Below are 21,209 nucleotides of genomic sequence, written 5' to 3'. Positions count from 1 at the left end.
ACAAGAAAGGCAGAAAGGAAGTAAAGTAGTATGCAGTTGGAAGTATCTATAAAGCGCTTTAATCCAGAAAAAGATCAGGCGCCACACTGGGAAACTTACAAAGTGGAAGCCGAGCCAATGGATAGAGTGCTCGATGTGCTCAATAAAATTAAGTGGGAACAAGATGGCACGCTAACTTACCGCAAGTCGTGTGCACACGGTGTCTGCGGGAGTGATGCGATGATGATTAACGGGGAAAATCGTTTGGCTTGTGTCACACTTGTCAAAGACCTGCGCACCAGCAAGTTAAAGATAGAGCCTGTGCCTGGCGCACCTGTGATTAAAGATATGGTAATCGATATGACAGGATTTTGGCGCAAGTACGAAACCATTATGCCTTACCTTGTCAATGATGACCCACCGCCTGAAATCGAGCGCTATATGAGCAGCGCCGATCAGGAGCTCATTGAAGAATCAACACGCTGCATTTTGTGTGGCGCTTGCACCTATTCGTGTCCATCAACATGGAGCGATGAAGAGTACTTGGGTCCAGCAGCGCTGCTGAAAGCCTATCGCTTTATTTTTGATTCACGCGATCAAGCCAGTGATGCGCGCCTGAAAATTATCGATAATAACAAAGGTCTCTGGAAATGCTACACGATTTTCAACTGTGTGCAAGCGTGTCCAAAAGAAATTGATATCACCAAACATATTTCTGCGCTTAAGCGCAAAGTTGTCAGCGAGCGTTATTGAAAAAGCGTGTGGCATCATAAGCTCCAGAGAAGGTTACCCAACAAGGCGATGACCCTGTTGTGGTAACCTTTTGACTTTTGAAAACGAGCAAAGCAAAAACAATGCAGAAAAGCAAACGATGCATTTGCACTAGAAGTATTACATTTATGACAGCAGTTCTACACAGAAATTCTTAAGACGCCAGATTGGCAAGAGCATCTTTCAAGCAAATGAGTTACACCAGCGATTTCGGATACATGGATTTCGACTTTGGCGTGGAAACGCTCGAGAAGGTCGTGATGAAGTCCGAGCGAAAAATGCACATTGAGTTGGGCGTGCCCCGCGAAATCACACCTGATGAGCATCGTGTGGCACTTGCCCCCTCAGGTGTGAAAATTATCACGGAGCAAGGACACCGCGTTATGATAGAGCGAGGCGCAGGTGCGCATTGTAACTTCACTGACGAGGAGTACAGTGAAGCTGGTGCAGAGATCATAGACGATGTACAAGAATTGTATAAACGCGCTAATGTTATTGTAAAAGTTGCCCCACCACTGCCAGAAGAGTATGATTTATTGCAACGCAGTCAAGTCATTATCTCAGCCTTGCACTTGGGCAGCGTGCGTCAAGAGTATGTGGAAACGGTGCTCAAAAAAAGTGTAACAGGGCTTGCCTTTGAGTTCATTGAAACCCGCGATGGTGAGCTGCCTATTGTGCGCTCCATGAGTGAAATTGCAGGCGCACTGGCGATTCAAACGGCAGCGAAATATCTTGAAACAGGCAATGGCGGACGCGGTATTCTACTCGGCGGTGTCGCTGGTGTCCCCCCTGCTATCGTGGTCATTATCGGCGCAGGTACAGTAGGACACTATGCCGCGCAAGCTGCCTTAGGATTAGGCGCACAAGTCATCGTAATCGACAAAGAACTCAACCGCTTGCGACGCTTCGAGACAATTTTCAACCGCCGCGTAACGACAGCGGTCGCAAATGATCACTATATCTCAAAAGCCGCAAAAGTTGCCGACGTGATGGTAGGCGCCATGAATCCTCGCTCAAAAATCATGAAGCCTATCGTCAGCGAAGAAATCGTGATGACCATGCAAAAAGGCGCAGTAATTATTGATGTCTCTATTGACCAAGGAGGCTGCTTTGAGACGAGCGTGCGCACCTCACACTCAAACCCGACGTATGTCAAGTATGGTGTGACGCACTACTGTGTGCCAAATATGCCTTCGGCAGTGGCGCGCACCGCCTCTTATGCTTTGACGAATGCACTCATTCCCTTCATTCTCAAAATCGGCGAACATGCAAGTGTCTCTGATGCACTCTGGCGCAGCACGAGCTTGCGCAATGGCACTTATGCTTACAAAGGATATCTCACCAAAAAATTCTTGCTGACCTTTCGGGATTGACCTTCCGTGAAGTCCAGATGCTCCTTGCTACTGACATCTAATCCATGCAGCTTAAAGTAGCTCTGTGGCAGTGCAGCAAGATGAATCGGAATAAATTTGCAACTGGAACGCAGGCTGGTCCTTGCAGACCTGAGATAAATGCCGGCGCGGTACAAGGCTAATTTTGCCTCGTGGTGTCCTGACGCTTTGGCATTTCTTGAAAAATGTAGTTGATGAGCGGTGTGGCAAGTGCACTACGTAGGCGCTCTAATTTTTCATGCTGCTTGAACGCGGCAGCGCGTTGCCGACTTAATACATAAGTGATGCCAAGCGCATAAATCGCATCCTCGTTGTTCGGATCTTTCGCCAAAATTTGCTCGTAGGTACGCACGGCATCGTCATAGCGCTTGGCTTTGCGGTATGCATCGCCTAAGAACTGATAAAATGACAAACTGTCAGGAGCAAGGCGCACGATTTGCTCAAAGGCTTCAATAGCATCTTGTGTGGTGCTATCGGATTTGAGCGCAACAGTGCCAATCGTGTAGAAATAATTTAGCGGAGCTTTGTCTGCCTTGATGCTGCGCAAGACTTTCACAGCTTCGACATGCCGACCCGCTTTGCTGAGTACAAGCCCTAAGTTGAATTGTAAGTCAGGTAACAGAGGGTTAAGCCGCAGGGCTTCTTGCAAAGCACGAACAGCCGCCGCATAATCTTCGAGCGCATCGTGCATCATCCCTAAACTGTAGTAGGCTTCAGCAAATTTGGGATTCAACCGAATGGCTTGCTCAAAGGCTTCAATAGCTTGTTCAGGTTGATCTGCATCAGCAAGTGCAATACCTAAGTTGTAGTGAGCGATAGGGTTCTTTGGATTTTTGCGTACAGCTTTTCTTGCGCCGTCAAGGGTAGGTTGTGCAAATGCAGGAACAGTGGTGGCAAGAGTGCAGAGCACAAGAATGAAGTAAATTGCTTGTGCAAGCCAACAGTGCAGTGCAATAGGTTGCATTGAACGCATAGGCTTTTTGAAAAGTGTTAAAGAAACACTAACATTTTGACGAAACAAAGATGCAGCAAGTTTCAGCAAAGCGTTGCCTTGAACTTTTATTACAAGGGTGCATGGAGCGCAAATTTCACAAGTTCTAAATTGAGCAAAAATGCCAACGCGCCGAAAATTTCTAAAAGATACACTGCTTGCAGGCACAGGACTTGCACTGCTTGCAAGCGATGCTCTGGCTGAATTTGCCGAGAAAATCGCACAATATCCTGCCAAGACTTCACTTGAACATATTGCTGCAGATGAAGACTTCTGGGCAACGGTGCAACAGGCTTTCGCTGTCGACAGAAGCATCATCAATTTTAACAATGGCGGGGTGTGTCCAAGTCCAAAGATTGTTATGGAGGCGCTGAAATCGTATTTGGACTACTCGAATCTTGCCCCGTCTTACACCATGTGGCGGCATTTGCAACCGCATATTGAGACTGTGCGCGAAGGTTTGGCAAAACATTTTGGCTGCTCGCCTGAAGAAATTGCCATTACGCGCAATGCCAGTGAATCACTACAGACCTTGCAGTTTGGCTTGGAACTCAAACGCGGTGATGAAGTGCTTACAACCACGCAAGACTACCCGCGCATGATTACAACTTGGGAACAGCGCGTTCGGCGCGATGGCATCATCTTGAAAAAAGTGCGCTATCCTGTGCCTTTAATGAATCCCAAAGATTTTGTCCATGCGATTGAAGAGGCAATTACGCCAAAAACGCGTGTCATTCATGTCTCACAGGTCGTGGTCTATACAGGGCAAATTTTGCCTGTGCGTGAGATTTGCCGCTTAGGCAAAGCGCGAGGCATTGAAGTCATCGTCGACGGCGCCCATGCCTTCGCTCATATTCCATTCAAACACGCCGACTTAGAATGCGATTACTTCGGCACAAGTTTGCACAAGTGGCTATATGCACCGATTGGCACAGGCATGCTCTATGTGAAAAAAGAAAAAATCAAAAATGTCTGGCCACTATTTGCTGCACCTGAATCAATGCAAAATGACATTCGCAAGTTCGAAGAGATTGGCACACATCCAGCCGCTAACCACAATGCAATTGCTGAAGCCCTTGGCTTTCATGAAAATTTAGGCGTAGAACGCAAGGCAGCGCGGTTGCGCTACCAGCACAAACGCTGGATAGAACGCCTCAGGAAATATGACAATGTGAAATTCAGAACTAACATCGATGATGAAACACAGTGGTGCGGGCTTGTTAACGTGCATGTCGAAGGCACGGACCCCAATAAGGTTCAAAGTTATCTCTTCGAAAAACATCGTATTTATACAGTCGCTATTTTGCCGCCTGATAACGCAGAACGAGCAAGCTCAACCAAAGCCGTTTTTGATGACTTCAAGGGCATTCGCGTTACGCCAAACATTTACACACGGCCCTCTGAAATTGACTGCTTTGCAGATGCAATGGAGAAAATCGCACGTGGCGAAGTTAAAAGTGTAAGAGCCTAAGGTGCAAATAGCATCGGCTGCGCCAACTTACTTCATGTTGTGATAGACAGCTTGCACATCGTCATCTTCTTCTAACTTCTCGATAAGCTCCATCACATCTTTTTCTTGCTCCTCGCTTAGTTCCGTTGTCGTGGTAGGAATATATTGCAGTGCCGACATTTGCACTTCTAGACCTTTTTCTTCCAACTTCTTTTGCATCATTGCAAAATCATTGTAGCTGGTGTAGATAAGCAATTCATCGTCTTCTAAGACGAAATCTTCCGCACCGTAGTCGATCAGCTCGAGCTCCAGTTCCTCGAGATTAACATTAGCAGGCTTAGCGAGTTTGAAGACACCTTTGCGTTCAAACATAAAACTCACGGCGCCATTTGCAGCCAACGAGCCCCCGCTGCGATTAAAATACATTCTCACATTGGCGACCGTACGCGTAGGATTATCTGTTGCCGCTTCCACAATGAGGGCAACGCCGTGCGGCGCATAACCTTCGTAAGTTACTTCTTGAAAATCTGCTTCCTCTTTTGAGGATGCACGTTTGATGGCAGCTTCAATGCGATCTTTGGGCATATTGACGCTGCGTGCGTTTTGAATAGCGCGTCGAAGTCGAGCATTGGCGTCTGGGTCTGGGCCCCCTAACTTAACTGCAATCGAGATTTCACGACCAATTTTGGTAAAGGCTTTGGACATCTTCGCCCAGCGCGCAAACATCTTGTGCTTGCGCTTCTCAAAAATGCGACCCATAGCAGAATTTTTTGACGGTTTGTTAAGAAACCCTGTAACATAGAAAGCACAAAAATACAAAAGACTTAGGGAAAGAAGGTGCCACTGTGTGAAGACGCTAAAAATTTCAGAGAGCAGATGGCATTAACTGGTTTTCTGTGCAAGGCGCGCCCAAGCAAGTCGACCCTGCTTGATTTCAATTTGCGCTTGAATCCATGCTTTAGCGTTCTGCTCTTCGCCCCAAGTGAAGATTTTAACGGGACACTTCGGCATAGCGTGAGTTAAACCGACAGAAATGGGACGTAAGTAGCGAATCATTTTCGTCGATTTCATAACGGCAACTAATCCAGCAAAGTATTCGGGAAGGTCGTGTGGCAGTTGTTCGGTCATGATGTTAGGGGGCGCTGCACGCGCCAGTTTAGGCTCCGTTGCATCGCAGCGATAGAAAACGCCAAACGCTACTTTATGCTCAACCGCTGCGCGAATGGACTTGTAAAAATCCTTGAGCATAGCTTGGCTCACTGGCGATTCGCTGCGCAGCGTAATAATCGGAAATGTTGAATTATCTATTTCATACATAAACTCAAACCAAACATAGGATATCAGTGTAAAGTTGCAATTTTTTTTCGCGCGCTAAAAACCAAAGAACTCAGGCAAGCGTTTGAAGAAGAATACTTAAAAATCAAACTTATAGTCATCAAATGGGACTTTACCGACTAGTCTATTACAGTGTGGCAAGCGATACTCTTTCGCTTGAGGATGTCAAAGAAATCTCTCGCAAAGCAAGTCTGAACAACGCAAAACGGGCTATTTCAGGAGCGCTGCTGTTTTGCGAAGGAAAGTTTCTGCAAACCTTAGAGGGCGGCATTCACGAAGTAAACTACACGCTCTCTCGCATCATGCAGGATCCGCGTCATAAAGATATCAAACTCCTTGAGTTCAAACGCGTTGCCAAGCGGATGTTTCGCGGCTGGGACATGTCGCTTGTATTTTTCGCTACGGCACGTGAATTCCAAGCAGAGTATAGCAAATATAGCGCGGTCAGGGAATTTGACCCACTTGCGATGGAGCCGGAGTCTTGCATCGAGTTGCTCCATGAACTCATAGAGAAAAGCCGTCGTAACCCACTTACGATGTCTGCCGCGTAAGATGCTTGCGCCCTAAAGCAGACTTGCCATTTGACCGTGAACGCTCGCTTGCTGTGTGCAAATGCTGCTTGTAGTATGAACAAATTGAGGTAAGCTCGCAGCTGTGGCAAGCAGGCGACTGAGCTTTGCAGGTATATCGACCATGCAAGATGAGGTAGTGATGAAAATTTCCAACCTCTTCTGGCGCGAGATATTTCATTAACTGTTTCTCGGTCTGCAGGACATCATTGGCTTTTGCAAGACCAAGTCGATTGGAGACGCGAAAGACATGGGTATCGACGGCTAAGACAGGCTTGCCAAAGCAGTTACTCATCACAACATGGGCGGTTTTGCGACCGACCCCGGGCAGTGCGGTCAGTTCCTCTAAGGTTTGTGGCACTTCACCGTGATGGCGTTCAAGCAGCGCACGTGTAAGCTCGTAAATGTGCTTTGCTTTATTGTTGAAAAAATTGATGGATTTGATATGCTCGCGCAGTTCAGAGAGCGAAAGTTGGCTCAGGGCTTGGGCATCAGGGTATTTTTCAAAGAGCGGCTTAGTAACCATATTGACGCGTTTGTCAGTGCATTGCGCAGCTAAAACTGTAGCGACAAGGAGTTGAAACGGTGTTTGATAGACAAGTTCTGTTCGGGGTGCGGGGAATTTCTTGCTCAATATCTCTATAACGCGTCGAAACTTTTCTTTCTTTGTCATAATGAACGCAGCTAAAATTAGCGTCCAGACACTGACATCTTAGATTTCAGCCAGCGAGAAAATGAAAATTTTTGCGTGCGGTTATCTACCTGTGTAAGCTCAAGGGAGGGCAAACGAATTGCCGTCAGACGCCCGAGTTCTGGCGAATAGTTATAGACACATCCTGTGTCAATTGAAATCAATTTCTCTTTGATAATCGGTTCTGGACGCGGGGTATGACCGCAGACGACGGTTTTTTCCCAAGCATAATCTTCATAGAAAAGATGATGTGGATTGAGATGCTCGCGTTCCCAAACAAAGTCCATAGGAGAAAGCAGGCGCAGGTTATCTGCGATAGAGCGCGTAGGCTTTAAGCCACCATGCACGAAGAAATACTTGTCGGTATCGTAGTAGTAGGCGCAGTTGTGCAAAAACTCGATGTGTGAGTCAGGAATAAGAATGGTACCATTGACAAGATATGAATCCAGTGTAGATTTGCCGCCATTCATTGCCCAGCCTTCTTCTCTACCGAAATCCAGATACTCGAGCATCATCACTTCATGATTGCCCATTAAGAACACGCAAGGATGTTGAGTTTGAAGTTTGAGCAAATAATCAATCACACTTTTTGAGTCAGGACCTCTGTCGATATAATCGCCCAAAAAAACGAGTATTTCATCAGATTGGGGTGCAAGTAAGTCAAGAAGCGATTGCAGGGGTGAAAGGCAGCCATGGATGTCGCCAATGGCGATGAACTTTTGCGCAGCAGTAGATTTGGAAGTTGTAGTGTCAGTCATTTTGGTCTATGCGTAGATGGTGTTGATTTCTTACCGGAAGGTGATGGTTTTGAGACACTAGGTTTTGATGAAGGCTTTTGTGCAGGTGATGTAGGTGCTGCTGGGGGAGATGCCGCTGGCTTTTCGGCGGTCTGTGTAGGAGCGGCTGTTGTCTTAGGATGCTTTGGAGGCACATCGACCAAGCCACGTCCAGACTTGTGGAGTTTGCCAGTTTGTTTGAGTTCATTGAGTGTTGCATCTAAGATCCCGTTGATAAACTTACCACTTTTATCCGTGCTATACTTCTTTGAAATTTCAATCGCCTCATTGATGGTAACTTTTGGTGGCACATCATCCATAAAAAGGAATTCTGCAATCGCCATACGCATGAGATTTTTGTCGATAAGTGCCATGCGCTCGAGCTCCCAGTTGTCAGCGTGCTTGGTAATATACTCGTCGATCATCTTTTGATGGGTGCTGACCTCTGTGAGCAACTTGCGAGCAAACTCCCGTGATTTTTCCTGAGCCAGGATTTCTTCAGGAATGATACCTTCCGCAACCTTTTCAATGTTATCCTTCCGAATATCGTGAGCGTAAAGAACCTGCATTACAACTTCACGAACTTGTCTGCGATTTATCATTGATAAAGAACGCTTTCGGGTTAGAAGAGCATAAACCTACCTAAGGTGAAACAACGATTAAGCTAAAGAAATTCACATCTATGAAAAAGAACTGATGTGCGCAAGTGTTGCAACATTACTTGGGAAAGCGAGCACAAGCATTTATCGGCGAGAGTGCATTTCTCCCAGACGTCCGGCATAATTACTTTCGCCGGCGTAAATGGACTTTATCTGACCAATTTTCCTAAGTCGCTCTTCAGCTAAATGAATAGCTGCCGAGTTTGGTGTAAGGTCTCTTTCCTTAGCGATGCGCAGCACATCGCCGACCACGTCGTAAATTTCCCTTGCTTGAGAGAGAGCGCGCTCGCGGTTATAGCCTTCGAGTTCATTAGCGACATTGATTAAGCCTCCAGCATTGATAACGAAGTCAGGGACATAGAGAATATCGCGTTCGATAAGCATTTGCTCGTGCACCTCTTCATCGCGCAATTGATTATTTGCTGGACCAGCGACAATTTCTACCTTCAAGCGCGGAATCGTATCGCTATTTAGAACACCTCCAAGTGCAGCTGGGCAAAAGATGTGCGCCGCTTTGTCGTAGACTTCTTCGGGTTTAACATAAATCGTGCCGTATTCATTGACAATGCGTCGGGCTTTCTCTTCGTAGATATCGCTCACATAGACCACAGCGCCTTCAGAACGAAGATAGCCACACAGATGATAAGCAACTTGACCAGCACCTTGCACTACCACAGTTTTGCCATTAAGACTGTCATTGCCATAACGTGCTTTGCAAGCGGCTTTCATGCCCATATAGACACCAAGTGCGGTTACAGGTGAAGGATCGCCGCTGCCACCGAGCGCACGAGAGATACCAGTTACATACTTTGTTTCCATGCGTACCCACTCCATGTCGCGCACGTTCGTGCCAACATCTTCTGCGGTGATATAGCGTCCCGCCAGTCCCTCAACAAATCTGCCATACGTGCGAAAGAGCGCCTCGGATTTATCACGCTCGGGATTGCCAATGAGCACGGCTTTGCCTCCGCCGAGATTGAGGCGTGAGACAGCGGCTTTGTAAGTCATCCCACGAGCTAAACGCAAGGCGTCAGCAATCGCATCTTGTTCAGTGGGATAGACCCACATGCGCGTGCCACCGAGCGCAGGCCCAAGCATCGTATTGTGGATGGCGATAATACCACGCAATCCTACTTTTTGATCGGAGCAGAAGATAAGCTGCTCGTAGTCGTATCGCTCGAGTTCTGCGAAGATGCTGAGGCTTTGAGAGACTTCGGTATGCTCACTGAAATTCGTCATAGTTAATGCCAGCTAATTGAAAATTGGAAAAAATGTCGATTTTGTGTAGCAAGTTAAAAAAACTTGTCTTGATGTCAACAGTGCTCAAGTGAGAATCATAAACAGTAGCGCTATCGCATGACGATAGAGAGCATTAACCCAAGTAAAAGTAAGCTAACAATGCGGCAGCATATTGGTCAAAAACTTTTGAGAAATTTCCCGAAAGACGCTTAATTTTACACGCCCTGCTGCGTCACAAACAAATCATCATCTCTCAAAACATGCCCGGAGTAAAACTCTTCCCAAGAGAGCATGTGGCGTTTGAGACGACGCTCAGTAAAGAAGAGACGCTCAAGCGCTTGACAGAAATTGCGCAGCAGAAAAAAGACGATGCCGAAAAAGATGCTCTACATCCTTACTTTGGAAAAGTAGAGAGCGAAAAATTCTCGTTCGAGCATAAAATTGATTCACGTAGTTTCTTCTTTACGCGTGTGGCTGGAAAGGTGAGTGCGCAAGCAACAGGAACCCTGATTCAAGTGATAATAGGCTTGCGTTGGTTCGGTAATCTTTTTGTCATATTGTTCTCCTTAGTGCTGATGCCGGGGCTAATTGGTGAACTTGCGACGTATCTTAACACTGGCACAAGCAAAAACCTTTTGATGCTGGCACTACTTTGGGCGATATTGTATGGCTGGCTGGTTATAGAATTTAACTGGCGCAGCAAAGCCTTCAAGGAAGCCTTTCAAAAAGCGCTGGATGCACAGATAGTAGAATACAAGTGAGCTTAGTGGTACAGATAAAAAGCAGCAGAAGTATCGGGTAGGAGGCTAATTACGCTGATAGTACTTCATGGCTTCAGGAATAGCGTTTTGTAAATCTCGGATGCGGGTTTCGTCAGACGGGTGTGTGCTAAAAAATTCTGGCACTTTTTGTCCGCTCACTGCAGCCATGCGTTTCCAAAATTCAGGTGCGGCATTTGGGTTATAGCCTGCCATCGCCATAAAAATAAGTCCTAAACGATCAGCTTCACTTTCTTGCAGGCGACTAAACGGGAGCAGCACGCCAAATTGTGCGCCTAAGCCATATGCAGCAAAGAAAAGTTGACGGGTTTCTTGCGGCTTATCTTGCAAGGCAACATCCAACGCTACACCGCCGAGCTGAGCCAGTAAGCCTTTGCTCATACGCTCATTGCCGTGCTCTGCAACTGCATGAGCAATTTCGTGCCCCATCACAACGGCAAGTCCTTCTTCATCTCTCGTGATAGGCAAAATGCCCGTATAGAAGACAACTTTTCCGCCGGGCATACACCACGCATTAACTTCGGGACTTTCTACCAGATTAAATTCCCACGCATACCCGCGCAATTGATCGGAGAGCCCTTGATCGGCAAAGTATTTCTCAACGGCGGCTTGAATGCGACGACCAACGCGCCTGATAAGTGCCGTTTGCTCTTGATTATTGCTTAGACGTGCTTGCGAAAGAAATGCGCCGTATTGCTCATAGCTCATGGAGAGCAATGTTTGGCTCGGAATAAGATTCAGCTGTTGGCGTCCTGTAATCGCTACGGTTCGACACGCCCATACAGCAAGAGCAAAACACAAGATGAAAAATGTACTAGCAGCAAGACGTGGTGTGTTGATGGTCATTTGTGTTGTGGTTAGGTTAGAGAAAATGTGTGTTATGTGTCAAATAAGTTGGGTGTAGATTTTGGTTTTTCAAGACGCAAACGCTGGTAAGCAAGGTCGGTGGCGACTCTACCGCGTGGGGTGCGCATCAAATACCCTTCTTGAATGAGATAGGGTTCGTAGACTTCTTCAACAGTGTCGGGCTCTTCGCCAACTGCAATGGCAAGCGTAGAGAGTCCAACTGGACCGCCGGCATATTTTTCAATGATGGAGAGCATGATGCGCTTGTCCATTTCATCAAGCCCGTATTCGTCGATATCGAGGGCGGCAAGGGTTTGGCGGGCAATTTCAAGGGTGATGAAATTGGAGCCGTTAACTTGAGCAAAATCACGAGCACGCCGCAGCAGACGATTGGCGATGCGCGGTGTACCACGTGAGCGGCGTGCGATTTCAAAAGCCCCTTCTTTATCAATCTCCACAGCCAGGATTTTTGCGGAGCGCAGAATAATTTTCTCGAGCAAATCAGCAGTGTAGTAATCGAGCCGTGAGCTAATGCCAAAGCGCGCGCGTAACGGTGCCGTCAACAAGCCGGCGCGTGTGGTGGCACCAACTAAAGTAAATGGTGGAATGGAAATCTGTACGCTGCGTGCCGACGGTCCTGAATCAATCATAATATCTAACTTGAAATCCTCCATTGCAGAATAGAGATATTCTTCGACAACAGGGTTAAGACGATGAATTTCATCAATGAACAAAATGTCGCCTTTGTCAAGATTGGTAAGCAACCCAGCAAGGTCGCCGGGCTTGTCCAAAACAGGACCAGAGGTTGTTTTGATTGAGACGCCCATTTCGTGCGCAATGATATAAGCAAGTGTGGTTTTGCCAAGCCCGGGCGGTCCTGAAAGCAGCACATGATCTAAGGCTTCGCCTCGGCTGCGCGCGGCGGTGATAAAAATCCGAAGATTGTCGACAATTTTCTGCTGTCCTGAAAAATCCTCGAAACGAATCGGGCGCAGGCGCTCTTCAAGTTGCGCCTCTGCAGGGACTTTGCTTGTCTCTAAATTTGTGTTCCTCATAAGTTTGCCTGTGTAAAGTGCATCAGCGTTTTCTTAGGCTCAAATGTACCTTGAAAGTTGTAGCCGTAATTATCTCTTTGAACTCGTTTGAACTTTGCTGAAATTGAAAGACAAATTGCAATAAAAAAATGAAAATTCTTTTCTGCTCATTATCGTTGCTGGCTCTGCCGCTGTATTTTGTCGAGTCAATCGCGCAAGAGCGTTATATCGAAATCGTGCAGCGGTACGGTCGACCGCAGTTTTACCTTGAGACCGCAGTGTTACTGACACCATCACCTGACTCAATGCGGCTCATTGCCCATATGAAGATCTCATACGACAACGCCTTTTTTGTCAAGCGTCAAGATGGCAAGTTTGGCGCAGAACTCAATTTTACGATTGAGGTTCTAAGTCGACAAGTCTCTGTAGGGCGTAAAGTGCAACGCCGCGTGATTGTTGTCGATAGTTTTGCAGCAACAAAAGATCGCTCGCGGTTTGTAGAAGCAGCCTTCGACATACCTCTCAAAGTGGGCGAATATGAATTGCTTTCAGAAATTTACAACGACGAAATCCAGAAGCAGATTCGGCTCGATCGAAGGCGCATTGCACCAAAACCAAGGAAGCCGATTATGATGTCCGATGTGATGATGGTCTATCGCCCCAATACTTTGAATGAGGATTTGCACTTCAAACTGTTAGGGGCATCAGGCAACGGTATCTTCGGGCGCGACTATGTGGGTTTGGTGGAAATTATCTCGCCGCAACCGATTGATGTGCTAACATGGGAACTCTACGAAAAGACCACACAGAAAGAAAAGCTCATAGAAAAGAAAACTATACCGAAAGAGAACCTGATTGCCATAAAAAAGTCTTGAGGTCAATGAGAGTGAGCAACAAATATATACACTTTCAGCTCAAAGACTTAGCCAATCGGTACGCTACTTGGCAATCATTGATTTTCAAGCAGAACGGTTAGCCAATATGCGCTTTCTTTTGAAACTGAGGGTACAAGCCGGTAAAGAAAACTATGAGACGAGCAAAGATTTTGAAAATGCGTGGATTGATATTCCATTTGCGCTCTACGATATTACACTGGCAATTCGCTTGATGGAGTACATTTTACAACCGGAAGCGTTAAACGAAATGCAGAGCGGTTCAGTCGAAGAACAGCGTCGTAAGTTTCTGGAATACTGGAAAAAGCGAGATCCGACGCCCGAGACGGAGTACAACGAACTCATGGCAGAATACTATCGGCGCGTGGATTATGCGTTCTTCAACTTCTACACAGCACGCGACTTTGGTTGGCGCACTGACCGCGGCAAAACATACATTCTCTACGGTGAGCCGTCTTCCATCACGCGCGAATTTCCAATTAACCGACCGACACAAGAAATCTGGACATACAACGAAATCAAAAAGAGATTTATTTTTGCCGACAGAAACAACAACGGCAACTATGAACGTATTGCTGAAGAAACCCTACCCTAAACATTAAAGCTCTAACGCAAAATGAATGAAGTATTTGCTTATCCACAAACCCAACCTTCTATCTGGCTTGAAAACTACGCGACAATTACTTGGATACTCTCCATGGTGTTTTTAGCAGCAACTTGGGCGCTCTTTTTTTCGCTATGGCAATTTCAGATATGGAATTGATATCGGCTGCCTTGTGAAAACGGTGCTCATCATTGCGGCAACAACGATCTCGTTTGGATTCCCGATGATGTATAACACCAAGTTTTTATGCAGAACATGGACATGAGGGCGATAAAATCATGCTAAGTGATGAGGAAGTGATTTATGAGACACGTAACGGTAAGCGTAAATCGCTCAAATACAGTGAGATTCAACGCATCTACCGCGAACCGCTCACTTATAATCCACCTAAAAGTTATCATATTATTGGTTTGATAGACTCCATACGTGTCGATTCGATTAGCATCAAGGAAAACTTACCAGATTTTGAGAAAGTCTTGCAGCGCATCGCAGAAAAAACAAATCGTAAAATTGAACGCCCAACCTGAGCCTTGTTAGATTCACAGCGTATAAAAATGGCCTGTGCCACGCACTACTGCATCGGCAAGCACATTCTCGTCTACGATGAAATTGACTCCACAAATACCGAGGCGTTTCGTCTTGGTGACTTGTCCGAAGGCAGTGTGCTAATTGCGGACTTCCAGACACAAGGAAAAGGTCGAGCGGGTAAAAGGTGGCAAGCCGAAAAAGGCAAAAACATACTGATGTCCGTTGTATTGCGCCCCAGAACGCATGGGGCGAATTTGGGACTGCTTTCACTGCTTGCAGCAGAAGCGGTTGCTGAGACTGTCGAGCACTTGACGCAGTTGCCAACTGAAATCAAGTATCCGAATGATGTTGTGGTCTTGAACAAGAAAAATTGCTGGAGTCTTGGTAGAAGCACGCAGCAATTCAACACAGACGCACACCGTGGTGCTTGGCATCGGCTTGAATGTCAATCAAACTGTGTTCGACGAAGCGTTGCCGGCCACATCACTCAAATTGCTCACAGCGCAAGACTTTGACCGCACAGAGACGCTGACGGCATTGCTAAGACGCTTAGATGAACAGTATCATGTTTTTCAACAAGGTAAGACTGCCGAGATGCTGCATGCGTGGAAAGCGCGCTGCACGATGATTGGCAAAGTCGTTGTCTTTCGGCACGAAGGCAGAGTGCGTACAGGTAAAGCTGTTGATGTCGATGAAGTAGGATTTCTGTGGATCGAGTCAGAAGGAGAGCGCGTGCGTTATGCCCAAACTGAGATAAGTGATGTCCGCTACTAAGCCGATTCTTGCACTCAATGTTGGCAATACACATACCACACTTGCTGTACTCAGAGGCAAGAGAATGCTCTGGCGCAGCACCGTAAAAACAGCGCAACTGCTCAACCAGCGCAACGCCAAGTGTTTAGCCAAAGCCTGGGGTGAGGAAATAAGCAAGTGCCGTGAGCAGATTCAGCATATTGGAGTGGCATCAGTTGTGCCGAAAGCCACACAAACGTTTTTGCCATGGCTCGAAAAAAATGTGCGCGCAGAGTCCTACATCATATCTGCTTCATTGAAGTTACCGTTTGAAATACGCTATCGGACACCGCAGACATTGGGCGCAGATAGAATTGCGGTTGCAGCGTTTGCAGCAGAGCACTTTCCGAGCCAGGCCGTAATCGTGATTGATTTCGGCACAGCGATTACCTACGACATTCTGACTTCCGGTGCTCACTATCTTGGCGGGTTAATTCTTGCCGGCGCACATACAGCTGCAGCATCGCTATGGCAACGTGCCGCACAATTGCCAGAGTTTCAACTGCGTAAAACGTCGAAGTTGATTGGAAGTAGCACAGTAGAGTGCTTGGAGGCGGGGCTATTTTGGGGTAAAGTAGCAGAAACTGAAGGCTTGATTGCAAAACTCAAAGTTGAACTGAAAAGAAAGTATCGAGAATCGAAAAATTTTGGTGGTAGCAACGGGTGGGGATGCAGCGGTGTTTGCACGCACTGTTGCCACAATCGACCGTGTAGAAAAAGATGCTGTGCTCTATGGCATTCGCGCAATTGTAGAAAGAAATTCTACGACGATTTAAGTCAGCCAGTCTTCAAAGGTTGACGACCTCTTTACCGAGCAGAATATCGCGGAAGCGGAGGGCGTATTGTACAAAAGAGCCGAAAAGCAGTGCTGTTGCAGCCCAGAGGCACACGGTTTTCGCCAGAGAAAAATCAACGGGGTAAGGGAAGACAATCATGGCGTAGAGCAGCGCAAGAAACCCGACCGCCCATTTGCCTGCAGGCAGAGCCGTAGTGAGAATGTGCTTACGATATTTGGCATAGATACCACCAGCGAAGATGATAGCATCGCGCAAGAAGAGAAAGACAACAAACCAGACGGGCAGTTCGCCAAGGTAAGCAAAATAAATGCCTAACAACGCAGCAGAAAGTTTATCGGCAAGCGGATCCAAAATTTTGCCCATTTCAGAAACGGTATGAGTCCAGCGCGCAACGCGTCCATCGAACCAATCTGTGGAAATTGCAATCAGCACGAGAATAAAAGCGGTGAGTTTTTCACCGTGTGAAAAAAGTAAATGAAGGGCGGGATAAGCAGCACGCGCAGAATGCTTAGGAAATTCGATAGCGTAAAAATGCGTTCTTGCTCTTGATTCATATGTTCAGACATCATTAATGTATTGCGTTGAGCTAGCTTTTGTGCAAAAAGTTGCTCAACGTGCAAAACTAACACTCCGATGATACCAAACAAATATACTGCGCTTGAGCGCCTGCAAATTTTCAAGCCCGTGGCATCTTTTGGCGTTCTCAAAGCCGCATTACTTGAAGAAATTGAACTGGGCAACCGCTTGCCGGTACAAATCACAGAAGAAAATATCGTCCTGTTTGCACTTGAGGTGGGCTTCAAAAGATGTGAAGCCGAAGATTGTGATCTATGGTATAACGCACGCAAGGGGTGGTTTATGGAGGACGAGGGTCAGAAAATCTGCCGAATGTGCGCAGTGCTGCGCGGTTTGGAGCCGGAGTTTTAGAGCATCACTTACCATCGCCAAGTAGCACAACATGCGCATGGTGATGCTTGACAGACTTCAAGGCGTTGCGTGTGTCAATGATATGCTTGCATTCGCGTACAATCATCTCATAGTCGAACGCTGAATGATCGGTCGTGATAATGACGATATCGGCGGCATTTAATGTAGCTTTGGTGAAAGGCGAAGCGTGCATTTCGATAACCGTATTAGCAATTCCATGTTCGCGAAAATGCGGCACATATGGGTCACAGTAGTGAATATGCTTTGCGCCTTCACGTTGCAAGAGCTCAATGATCTTGATGGCAGGAGAATGGCGAATGTCATCGACATTTTTTTTGAAAGCAACACCTAAAAAAAGGTAGTTTGCACTCTCCACAGTAACCGGCAGACGCGCAATTTCCTTCATGATCATATCGCGCACATAAAACGGCATATGCTCGTTGGTCTCAGCTGCCAGTGTGATGAATTTGGTCTGAAAGTCATACTCACGCGCAAGCCAAGCAAGGTAGTAGGGATCAATCAGGATGCAATGACCACCAATGCCGGGACCGGGATAGAACGGCATAAATCCAAACGGTTTAGTGGCAGCTGCTTCTACAACTTCCCAGATGTTAATGCCACCCATGCGGTCGCAAAGCATTGCCATTTCATTGACGAGTGCGATGTTGACGCTGCGGAAGATGTTTTCTAAGAGTTTTTCCATTTCCGCAACCTTCGGTGAGGAGACGGTGTGCACGTGTGCAATGATTTGCTGATTTGCCAGCCTCGCAAGTTCTGTACACCGTGCTGTAACGCCGCCGACAACAATTGGCGTATTGCCAGTGTGCCATTTGGTATTGCCGGGGTCAATACGTTCAGGCGAGAAAGCCAAATAAAAATCAACGCCAACTTTCAAGCCCGTGCGCTCTAAAATCGGTTGCACATAGCCTTCCGTGGTATTGGGAAAGGTTGTGGATTTGAGAATGATAAGCTGCTCTTTTCGCAGATGTTTAGCAATTGACTCCGAGGCGGAAGTAATAAACGAAATATCTGGCTCTTTATTCGGCGTAAAAGGTGTGGGCACACAGATATAGATTACATCGCACGAACCGATGCAGTCGTAATTGTCTGTAGCCTTGAAGCCCTGTTTGATTGCGTCTTGAAAGTCTTCTTCCTTAATATCCTGAATGTAGTTTTTTGCTGCAGCAATAGACTCGACTTTGCGTTTATCTAAATCAATTCCGATGGTTTTAAAGCCTTTGCGAGCAAACTCGACAGCAAGTGGCAAGCCAACATAGCCTAAGCCGACGACACCAATAACGGCGGATTTGCTTTCTAATTTTTCTTTAAGCGACATAATGAATTTTGGTTAATGCGGCGCAAAAATAGCCGTTTCCAACTGAATTGAGAAAAGTGCACTGCAAGTCTGACGAACGTGGCTTGAAAGCGTGTGGCTTAGCAATCACGTGTGCTCAGTCGTGATCAAAGTTATCTTGCGCAAGCACTCAATGTCATCTCTTCTAGTTGGTGTTCGAAGTAGGTGGTAATGCCGCGACACTCTCACCGTTTGGCACATACATCTGGCGCATATCGTAGCCTGTCGGACGCTGGAAGATTCGGAGTTCAAATTCAGGGACAATAGCGATGATATGGTTAAAAATTTCGGCTTGTACATTCTCATAATTCACAAAAGGCGTTTCTGTGGTAAAAGCCCAAATTTCAATGGGAATGCCATTCTCCGTCGGTTGCAGGTGCCGCACGTTGAAGGTCATGGCTTTGTGAATCTTGGGATGATTTTTGATGTAGTTAAAGACATACGCGCGAAACGCCCCCAGATTCGTGATGCGCCGCTCATCGACTAAGCCTGTTCCACCTTCGTAAATTGCCTCTGCGCGTCGCTGCTCGATGTAATCGGCAATGTATTTAATTTTCGAAAAGCGCTCTATGGCTGATTCATCAAGAAATTTCACGGAATGGATGTCAATGTTAATGGAGCGTTTGATGCGTCGAGCGCCCATCTCAAAGACCGAACGCCAGTTCTTAAATGAGTCGCTAATAAGAGCATAAGTGGGAATAATCGTAAATGTATTATCCCAATTCTGGACACGCACAGTGGTGAGGGCGATTTCTGTAACTGTGCCGTCAGCATCATATTTCGGCATGGCAATCCAGTCCCCGACTGCAACCAAACGGTTGGTTGCAATTTGAATACCAGCAGTAAAACCCAAAAGCGCATCACGAAAGATGATTAGCAGCACGGCGGTAATGGCGCCTAACCCTGAAAGCAAGACCAGCGGCGATTCATTGAGAAGAATAGCCAAACCAAAAATTGCACCAACAAAGACAGCGACAATCTGAAAAACTTGGATAATGACCTTGATAGGAAATTCCTTCGCAGCTTTCGGAGAAAGCAAATAGAGCTGTCCCACCGCATTCAAGATCGAGAAAACTACAGCAACAACAACCCAGATGACGTAAAAATCATTAATGCGTGAAAGAAAGGAGACGATGTCAGGCGAATTAGGAAAGAAAATCGGGGCACAAAGTTGCAGCACGATTGCTGGCGCAAGATGTGCCAAGCGGTCAAAGGTTTTTTGCTCCAAAAGCACATCGTCCCAACTGGCTTTGCTTGCCTGCGCAATGCTGTGAATCCACACAAGCAAGATGCGGCGTGAGATAACATGCGAAACGTAGCATGCAATTAGCAGAAAGGTGATGCCAAGCACAAGCGTAAGCGTCTCAGCATAGGGCACACCAGCAGATACAAGCCACGATTGAATGAAATCCATCATGATAGAGCGTAGTTAAACCTTCAAAAACAGACTAAATGAGATGCACTATGAAGTAAAGCAAAACTGCATACTCGTGCGATAATCAAGAAAGGCACAAGCCTGAGAGTGGCAACATTAAGATTGCGTCTCTTCAGCAAGTGATGCCTCTGGCTCTTGCCACTTACCATGGCGCTTGATGAGTTCAACGAGGCGGTCAACAGCTTCGGCTTCGGGAATATGGCGCTCAACAACCTCCTTGCCAACATAAAGACTAATCTCACCGACGCCTGTGCCAACATAGCCGAAATCGGCATCGGCCATTTCGCCTGGACCATTGACAATGCAGCCCATAATGCCAATTTTCAAGCCTTTCAAGTGCGCTGTTCTGGCTTTGATTTTCGCTGTAACTTCCTCGAGGTCAAAGAGTGTTCTGCCGCAAGATGGGCAAGAGATGAACTCGGTTTTGGTCATGCGGTAGCGTGTGGCTTGCAAAATGTTGTAGACCAAGTTCAATTCATCGCCGCGCAAGAGATTTGAGCAAAGCGCGACCGCATCGCCAATGCCATCGCACAAGAGCGTGCCAAGTTGAACAGCGACGGTGCAGAGCGTTGAAGCGTCAATGGTTGAGTCAGGAATTTTAGCGTGTGGATTGTTCGTCGGTTGAACATGGCGTGCGTCGTAGCGAAGCACAATCGGAAATGTTATCTGTGCTTTTTTGAAGGCTTGCGCTAAACGCCGATAAGGATAAATGATGTCCTTGGCTTGAATCGAAAACATGGCGCGCTCGAGTCCAACCGCACGGCACTTTTCAGCAAGGCGCGTGAGAATTTCGGCGATTGCTGTATCGGTTTCATCAGTTTTGACAAACGAAAACTCAATGGCAGCGCGCCCGACAAGATGCTGCAAGCCCTCTTTCTCAAAGGGCACATCGCCACGCTTGATGTTCAAGCGAATTTTGTCGACCGAATTAACCAAAGCCTTTGCTGTAAGCATCTGGCTAACGGAGACAGACAAAATCGGCGCAACAAATTTTTCATTCAGTGCGGCTTGAATCGCTTTGACATCGTCAATGCAGTCGGTAGTGATAGAAGTAAATTCCGATTTGGCGCCATCTCGAAGAAAAGGCTTTGCCGAAAAGATGATTTCGTCGCGAACTTTCTCAACATTAGAAAGCGACGCTTTGACCTCCAACTCGACGCGCGGAACTGCATCGCCACCGACGTCTAAGTTTCCAACCACGATTTTTTGCGATGGACGGCGATTAAACTCAAACGGCGTGAATGGTGGCTCTTCAGCTTTAGGCAAAATAAAACTCTTTGCAAAGTCGCTAAGTGTATCGGCGTGAACCCAAAGTTTGTCGTTGTATTTCTTGACCAATTCAAAACCGAAATACACTTCATTGACAGGA

The 21,209-nt window shown here is 46.7% G+C and carries 22 protein-coding genes and 3 pseudogenes; 12 read left to right on the top strand and 13 right to left on the bottom strand.

Annotated features, from left to right (window positions below; translation table 11 throughout):
* The first annotated feature begins 30 nt into the window (after positions 1–30).
* Both CMR00_12970 and CMR00_12965 read left to right on the top strand, forming a co-directional pair.
* Positions 31–732: a succinate dehydrogenase iron-sulfur subunit gene (locus CMR00_12970; protein PIO46919.1), complete on the top strand. Its 702-nt coding sequence runs from the start codon at positions 31–33 to the stop codon at positions 730–732.
* A 209-nt stretch (positions 733–941) separates the two neighbouring features.
* Positions 942–2,164: pseudogene (locus CMR00_12965) on the top strand (alanine dehydrogenase).
* A 503-nt stretch (positions 2,165–2,667) separates the two neighbouring features.
* Here the strand turns inward: CMR00_12965 and CMR00_12960 are convergent.
* Positions 2,668–3,450: pseudogene (locus CMR00_12960) on the bottom strand (hypothetical protein).
* On the opposite strand from CMR00_12960, the gene CMR00_12955 reads away from it, so the two are divergent.
* Complete coding sequence (locus CMR00_12955; protein PIO46918.1) at positions 3,254–4,603, top strand: aminotransferase V; 1,350 nt, start codon at positions 3,254–3,256, stop codon at positions 4,601–4,603. The pseudogene CMR00_12960 and the gene CMR00_12955 sit on opposite strands and share 197 nt — an antisense overlap.
* 27 nt (positions 4,604–4,630) lie before the next feature.
* Here the strand turns inward: CMR00_12955 and CMR00_12950 are convergent, their stop codons facing one another.
* Both CMR00_12950 and CMR00_12945 read right to left on the bottom strand, forming a co-directional pair.
* Complete coding sequence (locus CMR00_12950; GenBank protein ID PIO46917.1) at positions 4,631–5,341, bottom strand: YebC/PmpR family DNA-binding transcriptional regulator; 711 nt, start codon at positions 5,339–5,341, stop codon at positions 4,631–4,633.
* A gap of 123 nt (positions 5,342–5,464) precedes the next feature.
* Positions 5,465–5,899 carry a hypothetical protein gene (locus CMR00_12945; GenBank protein PIO46916.1) on the bottom strand — a complete coding sequence of 145 codons (435 nt, stop codon included), beginning with the start codon at positions 5,897–5,899 and terminating at the stop codon, positions 5,465–5,467.
* Between the two features lie 122 nt (positions 5,900–6,021).
* Between CMR00_12945 and CMR00_12940 the strand changes: the two genes are divergently transcribed.
* Positions 6,022–6,468: a blue light sensor protein gene (locus CMR00_12940; GenBank protein PIO46915.1), complete on the top strand. Its 447-nt coding sequence runs from the start codon at positions 6,022–6,024 to the stop codon at positions 6,466–6,468.
* Here the strand turns inward: CMR00_12940 and nth are convergent.
* The 4 genes from nth to CMR00_12920 all read right to left on the bottom strand — a co-directional run bounded on the left by nth (position 6,449) and on the right by CMR00_12920 (position 9,851).
* The gene (gene nth, locus CMR00_12935) at positions 6,449–7,159 is read right to left on the bottom strand and encodes an endonuclease III (protein ID PIO46914.1); all 711 of its coding nucleotides are present in this window, start codon (positions 7,157–7,159) and stop codon (positions 6,449–6,451) included. The two genes, CMR00_12940 and nth, sit on opposite strands and share 20 nt — an antisense overlap.
* 17 nt (positions 7,160–7,176) lie before the next feature.
* Positions 7,177–7,935 carry a metallophosphoesterase gene (locus CMR00_12930; GenBank protein ID PIO46913.1) on the bottom strand — a complete coding sequence of 253 codons (759 nt, stop codon included), beginning with the start codon at positions 7,933–7,935 and terminating at the stop codon, positions 7,177–7,179.
* Entirely contained in the window at positions 7,932–8,555 is a 624-nt protein-coding gene (gene nusB / locus CMR00_12925) for a transcription antitermination factor NusB (GenBank protein ID PIO46912.1), read from the bottom strand. Before nusB ends, CMR00_12930 begins: the two co-directional genes overlap by 4 nt.
* 141 nt (positions 8,556–8,696) lie before the next feature.
* Positions 8,697–9,851: a leucine dehydrogenase gene (locus CMR00_12920; GenBank protein PIO46911.1), complete on the bottom strand. Its 1,155-nt coding sequence runs from the start codon at positions 9,849–9,851 to the stop codon at positions 8,697–8,699.
* A 260-nt stretch (positions 9,852–10,111) separates the two neighbouring features.
* Between CMR00_12920 and CMR00_12915 the strand changes: the two genes are divergently transcribed.
* A complete protein-coding gene (locus tag CMR00_12915; GenBank protein ID PIO46910.1) occupies positions 10,112–10,612 on the top strand; it encodes a hypothetical protein in 501 nt (166 codons plus the stop codon).
* Positions 10,613–10,657: 45 nt separating this feature from the next.
* Here the strand turns inward: CMR00_12915 and CMR00_12910 are convergent, their stop codons facing one another.
* Both CMR00_12910 and CMR00_12905 read right to left on the bottom strand, forming a co-directional pair.
* Positions 10,658–11,476 (bottom strand): peptidase M48, encoded by an 819-nt coding sequence (locus tag CMR00_12910; protein PIO46909.1) that lies wholly within the window; start codon positions 11,474–11,476, stop codon positions 10,658–10,660.
* Between the two features lie 32 nt (positions 11,477–11,508).
* Complete coding sequence (locus tag CMR00_12905; GenBank protein PIO46908.1) at positions 11,509–12,531, bottom strand: Holliday junction branch migration DNA helicase RuvB; 1,023 nt, start codon at positions 12,529–12,531, stop codon at positions 11,509–11,511.
* A gap of 128 nt (positions 12,532–12,659) precedes the next feature.
* Here CMR00_12905 and CMR00_12900 point away from each other — a divergent pair, with 128 nt between their 5' ends.
* From CMR00_12900 to CMR00_12875, 6 genes are all read left to right on the top strand, one after another.
* Positions 12,660–13,385 (top strand): hypothetical protein, encoded by a 726-nt coding sequence (locus CMR00_12900; GenBank protein PIO46907.1) that lies wholly within the window; start codon positions 12,660–12,662, stop codon positions 13,383–13,385.
* Between the two features lie 67 nt (positions 13,386–13,452).
* On the top strand, positions 13,453–13,998 hold the full coding sequence (locus tag CMR00_12895; GenBank protein PIO46906.1) for a hypothetical protein: 546 nt from the start codon (positions 13,453–13,455) through the stop codon (positions 13,996–13,998).
* Positions 13,999–14,285: 287 nt separating this feature from the next.
* Positions 14,286–14,534: a hypothetical protein gene (locus CMR00_12890; protein ID PIO46905.1), complete on the top strand. Its 249-nt coding sequence runs from the start codon at positions 14,286–14,288 to the stop codon at positions 14,532–14,534.
* A 27-nt stretch (positions 14,535–14,561) separates the two neighbouring features.
* Complete coding sequence (locus CMR00_12885) at positions 14,562–15,050, top strand: biotin--[acetyl-CoA-carboxylase] ligase (protein PIO46904.1); 489 nt, start codon at positions 14,562–14,564, stop codon at positions 15,048–15,050.
* On the top strand, positions 15,028–15,309 hold the full coding sequence (locus tag CMR00_12880; GenBank protein PIO46903.1) for a hypothetical protein: 282 nt from the start codon (positions 15,028–15,030) through the stop codon (positions 15,307–15,309). Before CMR00_12885 ends, CMR00_12880 begins: the two co-directional genes overlap by 23 nt.
* Positions 15,296–16,126, top strand: coding sequence for a hypothetical protein (locus CMR00_12875; protein PIO46902.1), 831 nt, complete (start codon positions 15,296–15,298; stop codon positions 16,124–16,126). Before CMR00_12880 ends, CMR00_12875 begins: the two co-directional genes overlap by 14 nt.
* Here the strand turns inward: CMR00_12875 and CMR00_12870 are convergent.
* Positions 16,116–16,678 (bottom strand): annotated as a pseudogene (locus CMR00_12870) (CDP-alcohol phosphatidyltransferase). The gene CMR00_12875 and the pseudogene CMR00_12870 overlap by 11 nt on opposite strands.
* Before the next feature lie 79 nt (positions 16,679–16,757).
* On the opposite strand from CMR00_12870, the gene CMR00_12865 reads away from it, so the two are divergent.
* On the top strand, positions 16,758–17,051 hold the full coding sequence (locus tag CMR00_12865; protein ID PIO46901.1) for a hypothetical protein: 294 nt from the start codon (positions 16,758–16,760) through the stop codon (positions 17,049–17,051).
* A 4-nt stretch (positions 17,052–17,055) separates the two neighbouring features.
* Here the strand turns inward: CMR00_12865 and CMR00_12860 are convergent, their stop codons facing one another.
* The 3 genes from CMR00_12860 to CMR00_12850 all read right to left on the bottom strand — a co-directional run.
* On the bottom strand, positions 17,056–18,387 hold the full coding sequence (locus CMR00_12860) for a UDP-N-acetyl-D-glucosamine dehydrogenase (protein PIO46900.1): 1,332 nt from the start codon (positions 18,385–18,387) through the stop codon (positions 17,056–17,058).
* Positions 18,388–18,550: 163 nt separating this feature from the next.
* The gene (locus tag CMR00_12855) at positions 18,551–19,822 is read right to left on the bottom strand and encodes a mechanosensitive ion channel protein MscS (protein ID PIO46899.1); all 1,272 of its coding nucleotides are present in this window, start codon (positions 19,820–19,822) and stop codon (positions 18,551–18,553) included.
* 114 nt (positions 19,823–19,936) lie between these two features.
* On the bottom strand, positions 19,937–21,209 hold a 1,273-nt coding region (locus CMR00_12850), incomplete at its 5' end, for a 4-hydroxy-3-methylbut-2-en-1-yl diphosphate synthase (protein ID PIO46898.1).

The sequence above is a fragment of the [Chlorobium] sp. 445 genome (assembly GCA_002763895.1).
Taxonomy (GTDB): domain Bacteria; phylum Bacteroidota; class Chlorobiia; order Chlorobiales; family Thermochlorobacteraceae; genus Thermochlorobacter.
The sequence above is the reverse complement of the archived record's forward strand: the minus strand, read 5'-3'. Positions and strand labels throughout refer to the sequence as shown.

Excerpts from the sequence above, each read along its gene's own strand:
- CMR00_12950 (PIO46917.1), bottom strand. The coding sequence starts at position 5,341 with ATGGGTCGCATTTTTGAGAAGCGCAAGCACAAGATGTTTGCGCGCTGG.
- CMR00_12970 (PIO46919.1), top strand. The coding sequence starts at position 31 with ATGCAGTTGGAAGTATCTATAAAGCGCTTTAATCCAGAAAAAGATCAG.
- CMR00_12955 (PIO46918.1), top strand. The coding sequence starts at position 3,254 with ATGCCAACGCGCCGAAAATTTCTAAAAGATACACTGCTTGCAGGCACA.
- CMR00_12915 (PIO46910.1), top strand. The coding sequence starts at position 10,112 with ATGCCCGGAGTAAAACTCTTCCCAAGAGAGCATGTGGCGTTTGAGACG.
- CMR00_12945 (PIO46916.1), bottom strand. The coding sequence starts at position 5,899 with ATGTATGAAATAGATAATTCAACATTTCCGATTATTACGCTGCGCAGC.
- CMR00_12885 (PIO46904.1), top strand. The coding sequence starts at position 14,562 with ATGGCCTGTGCCACGCACTACTGCATCGGCAAGCACATTCTCGTCTAC.
- CMR00_12875 (PIO46902.1), top strand. The coding sequence starts at position 15,296 with ATGTCCGCTACTAAGCCGATTCTTGCACTCAATGTTGGCAATACACAT.
- CMR00_12910 (PIO46909.1), bottom strand. The coding sequence starts at position 11,476 with ATGACCATCAACACACCACGTCTTGCTGCTAGTACATTTTTCATCTTG.
- CMR00_12905 (PIO46908.1), bottom strand. The coding sequence starts at position 12,531 with ATGAGGAACACAAATTTAGAGACAAGCAAAGTCCCTGCAGAGGCGCAA.
- CMR00_12865 (PIO46901.1), top strand. The coding sequence starts at position 16,758 with ATGATACCAAACAAATATACTGCGCTTGAGCGCCTGCAAATTTTCAAG.
- CMR00_12930 (PIO46913.1), bottom strand. The coding sequence starts at position 7,935 with ATGACTGACACTACAACTTCCAAATCTACTGCTGCGCAAAAGTTCATC.
- CMR00_12860 (PIO46900.1), bottom strand. The coding sequence starts at position 18,387 with ATGTCGCTTAAAGAAAAATTAGAAAGCAAATCCGCCGTTATTGGTGTC.
- CMR00_12920 (PIO46911.1), bottom strand. The coding sequence starts at position 9,851 with ATGACGAATTTCAGTGAGCATACCGAAGTCTCTCAAAGCCTCAGCATC.
- CMR00_12940 (PIO46915.1), top strand. The coding sequence starts at position 6,022 with ATGGGACTTTACCGACTAGTCTATTACAGTGTGGCAAGCGATACTCTT.
- CMR00_12900 (PIO46907.1), top strand. The coding sequence starts at position 12,660 with ATGAAAATTCTTTTCTGCTCATTATCGTTGCTGGCTCTGCCGCTGTAT.
- nth (PIO46914.1), bottom strand. The coding sequence starts at position 7,159 with ATGACAAAGAAAGAAAAGTTTCGACGCGTTATAGAGATATTGAGCAAG.
- CMR00_12890 (PIO46905.1), top strand. The coding sequence starts at position 14,286 with ATGCTAAGTGATGAGGAAGTGATTTATGAGACACGTAACGGTAAGCGT.
- CMR00_12855 (PIO46899.1), bottom strand. The coding sequence starts at position 19,822 with ATGATGGATTTCATTCAATCGTGGCTTGTATCTGCTGGTGTGCCCTAT.
- nusB (PIO46912.1), bottom strand. The coding sequence starts at position 8,555 with ATGATAAATCGCAGACAAGTTCGTGAAGTTGTAATGCAGGTTCTTTAC.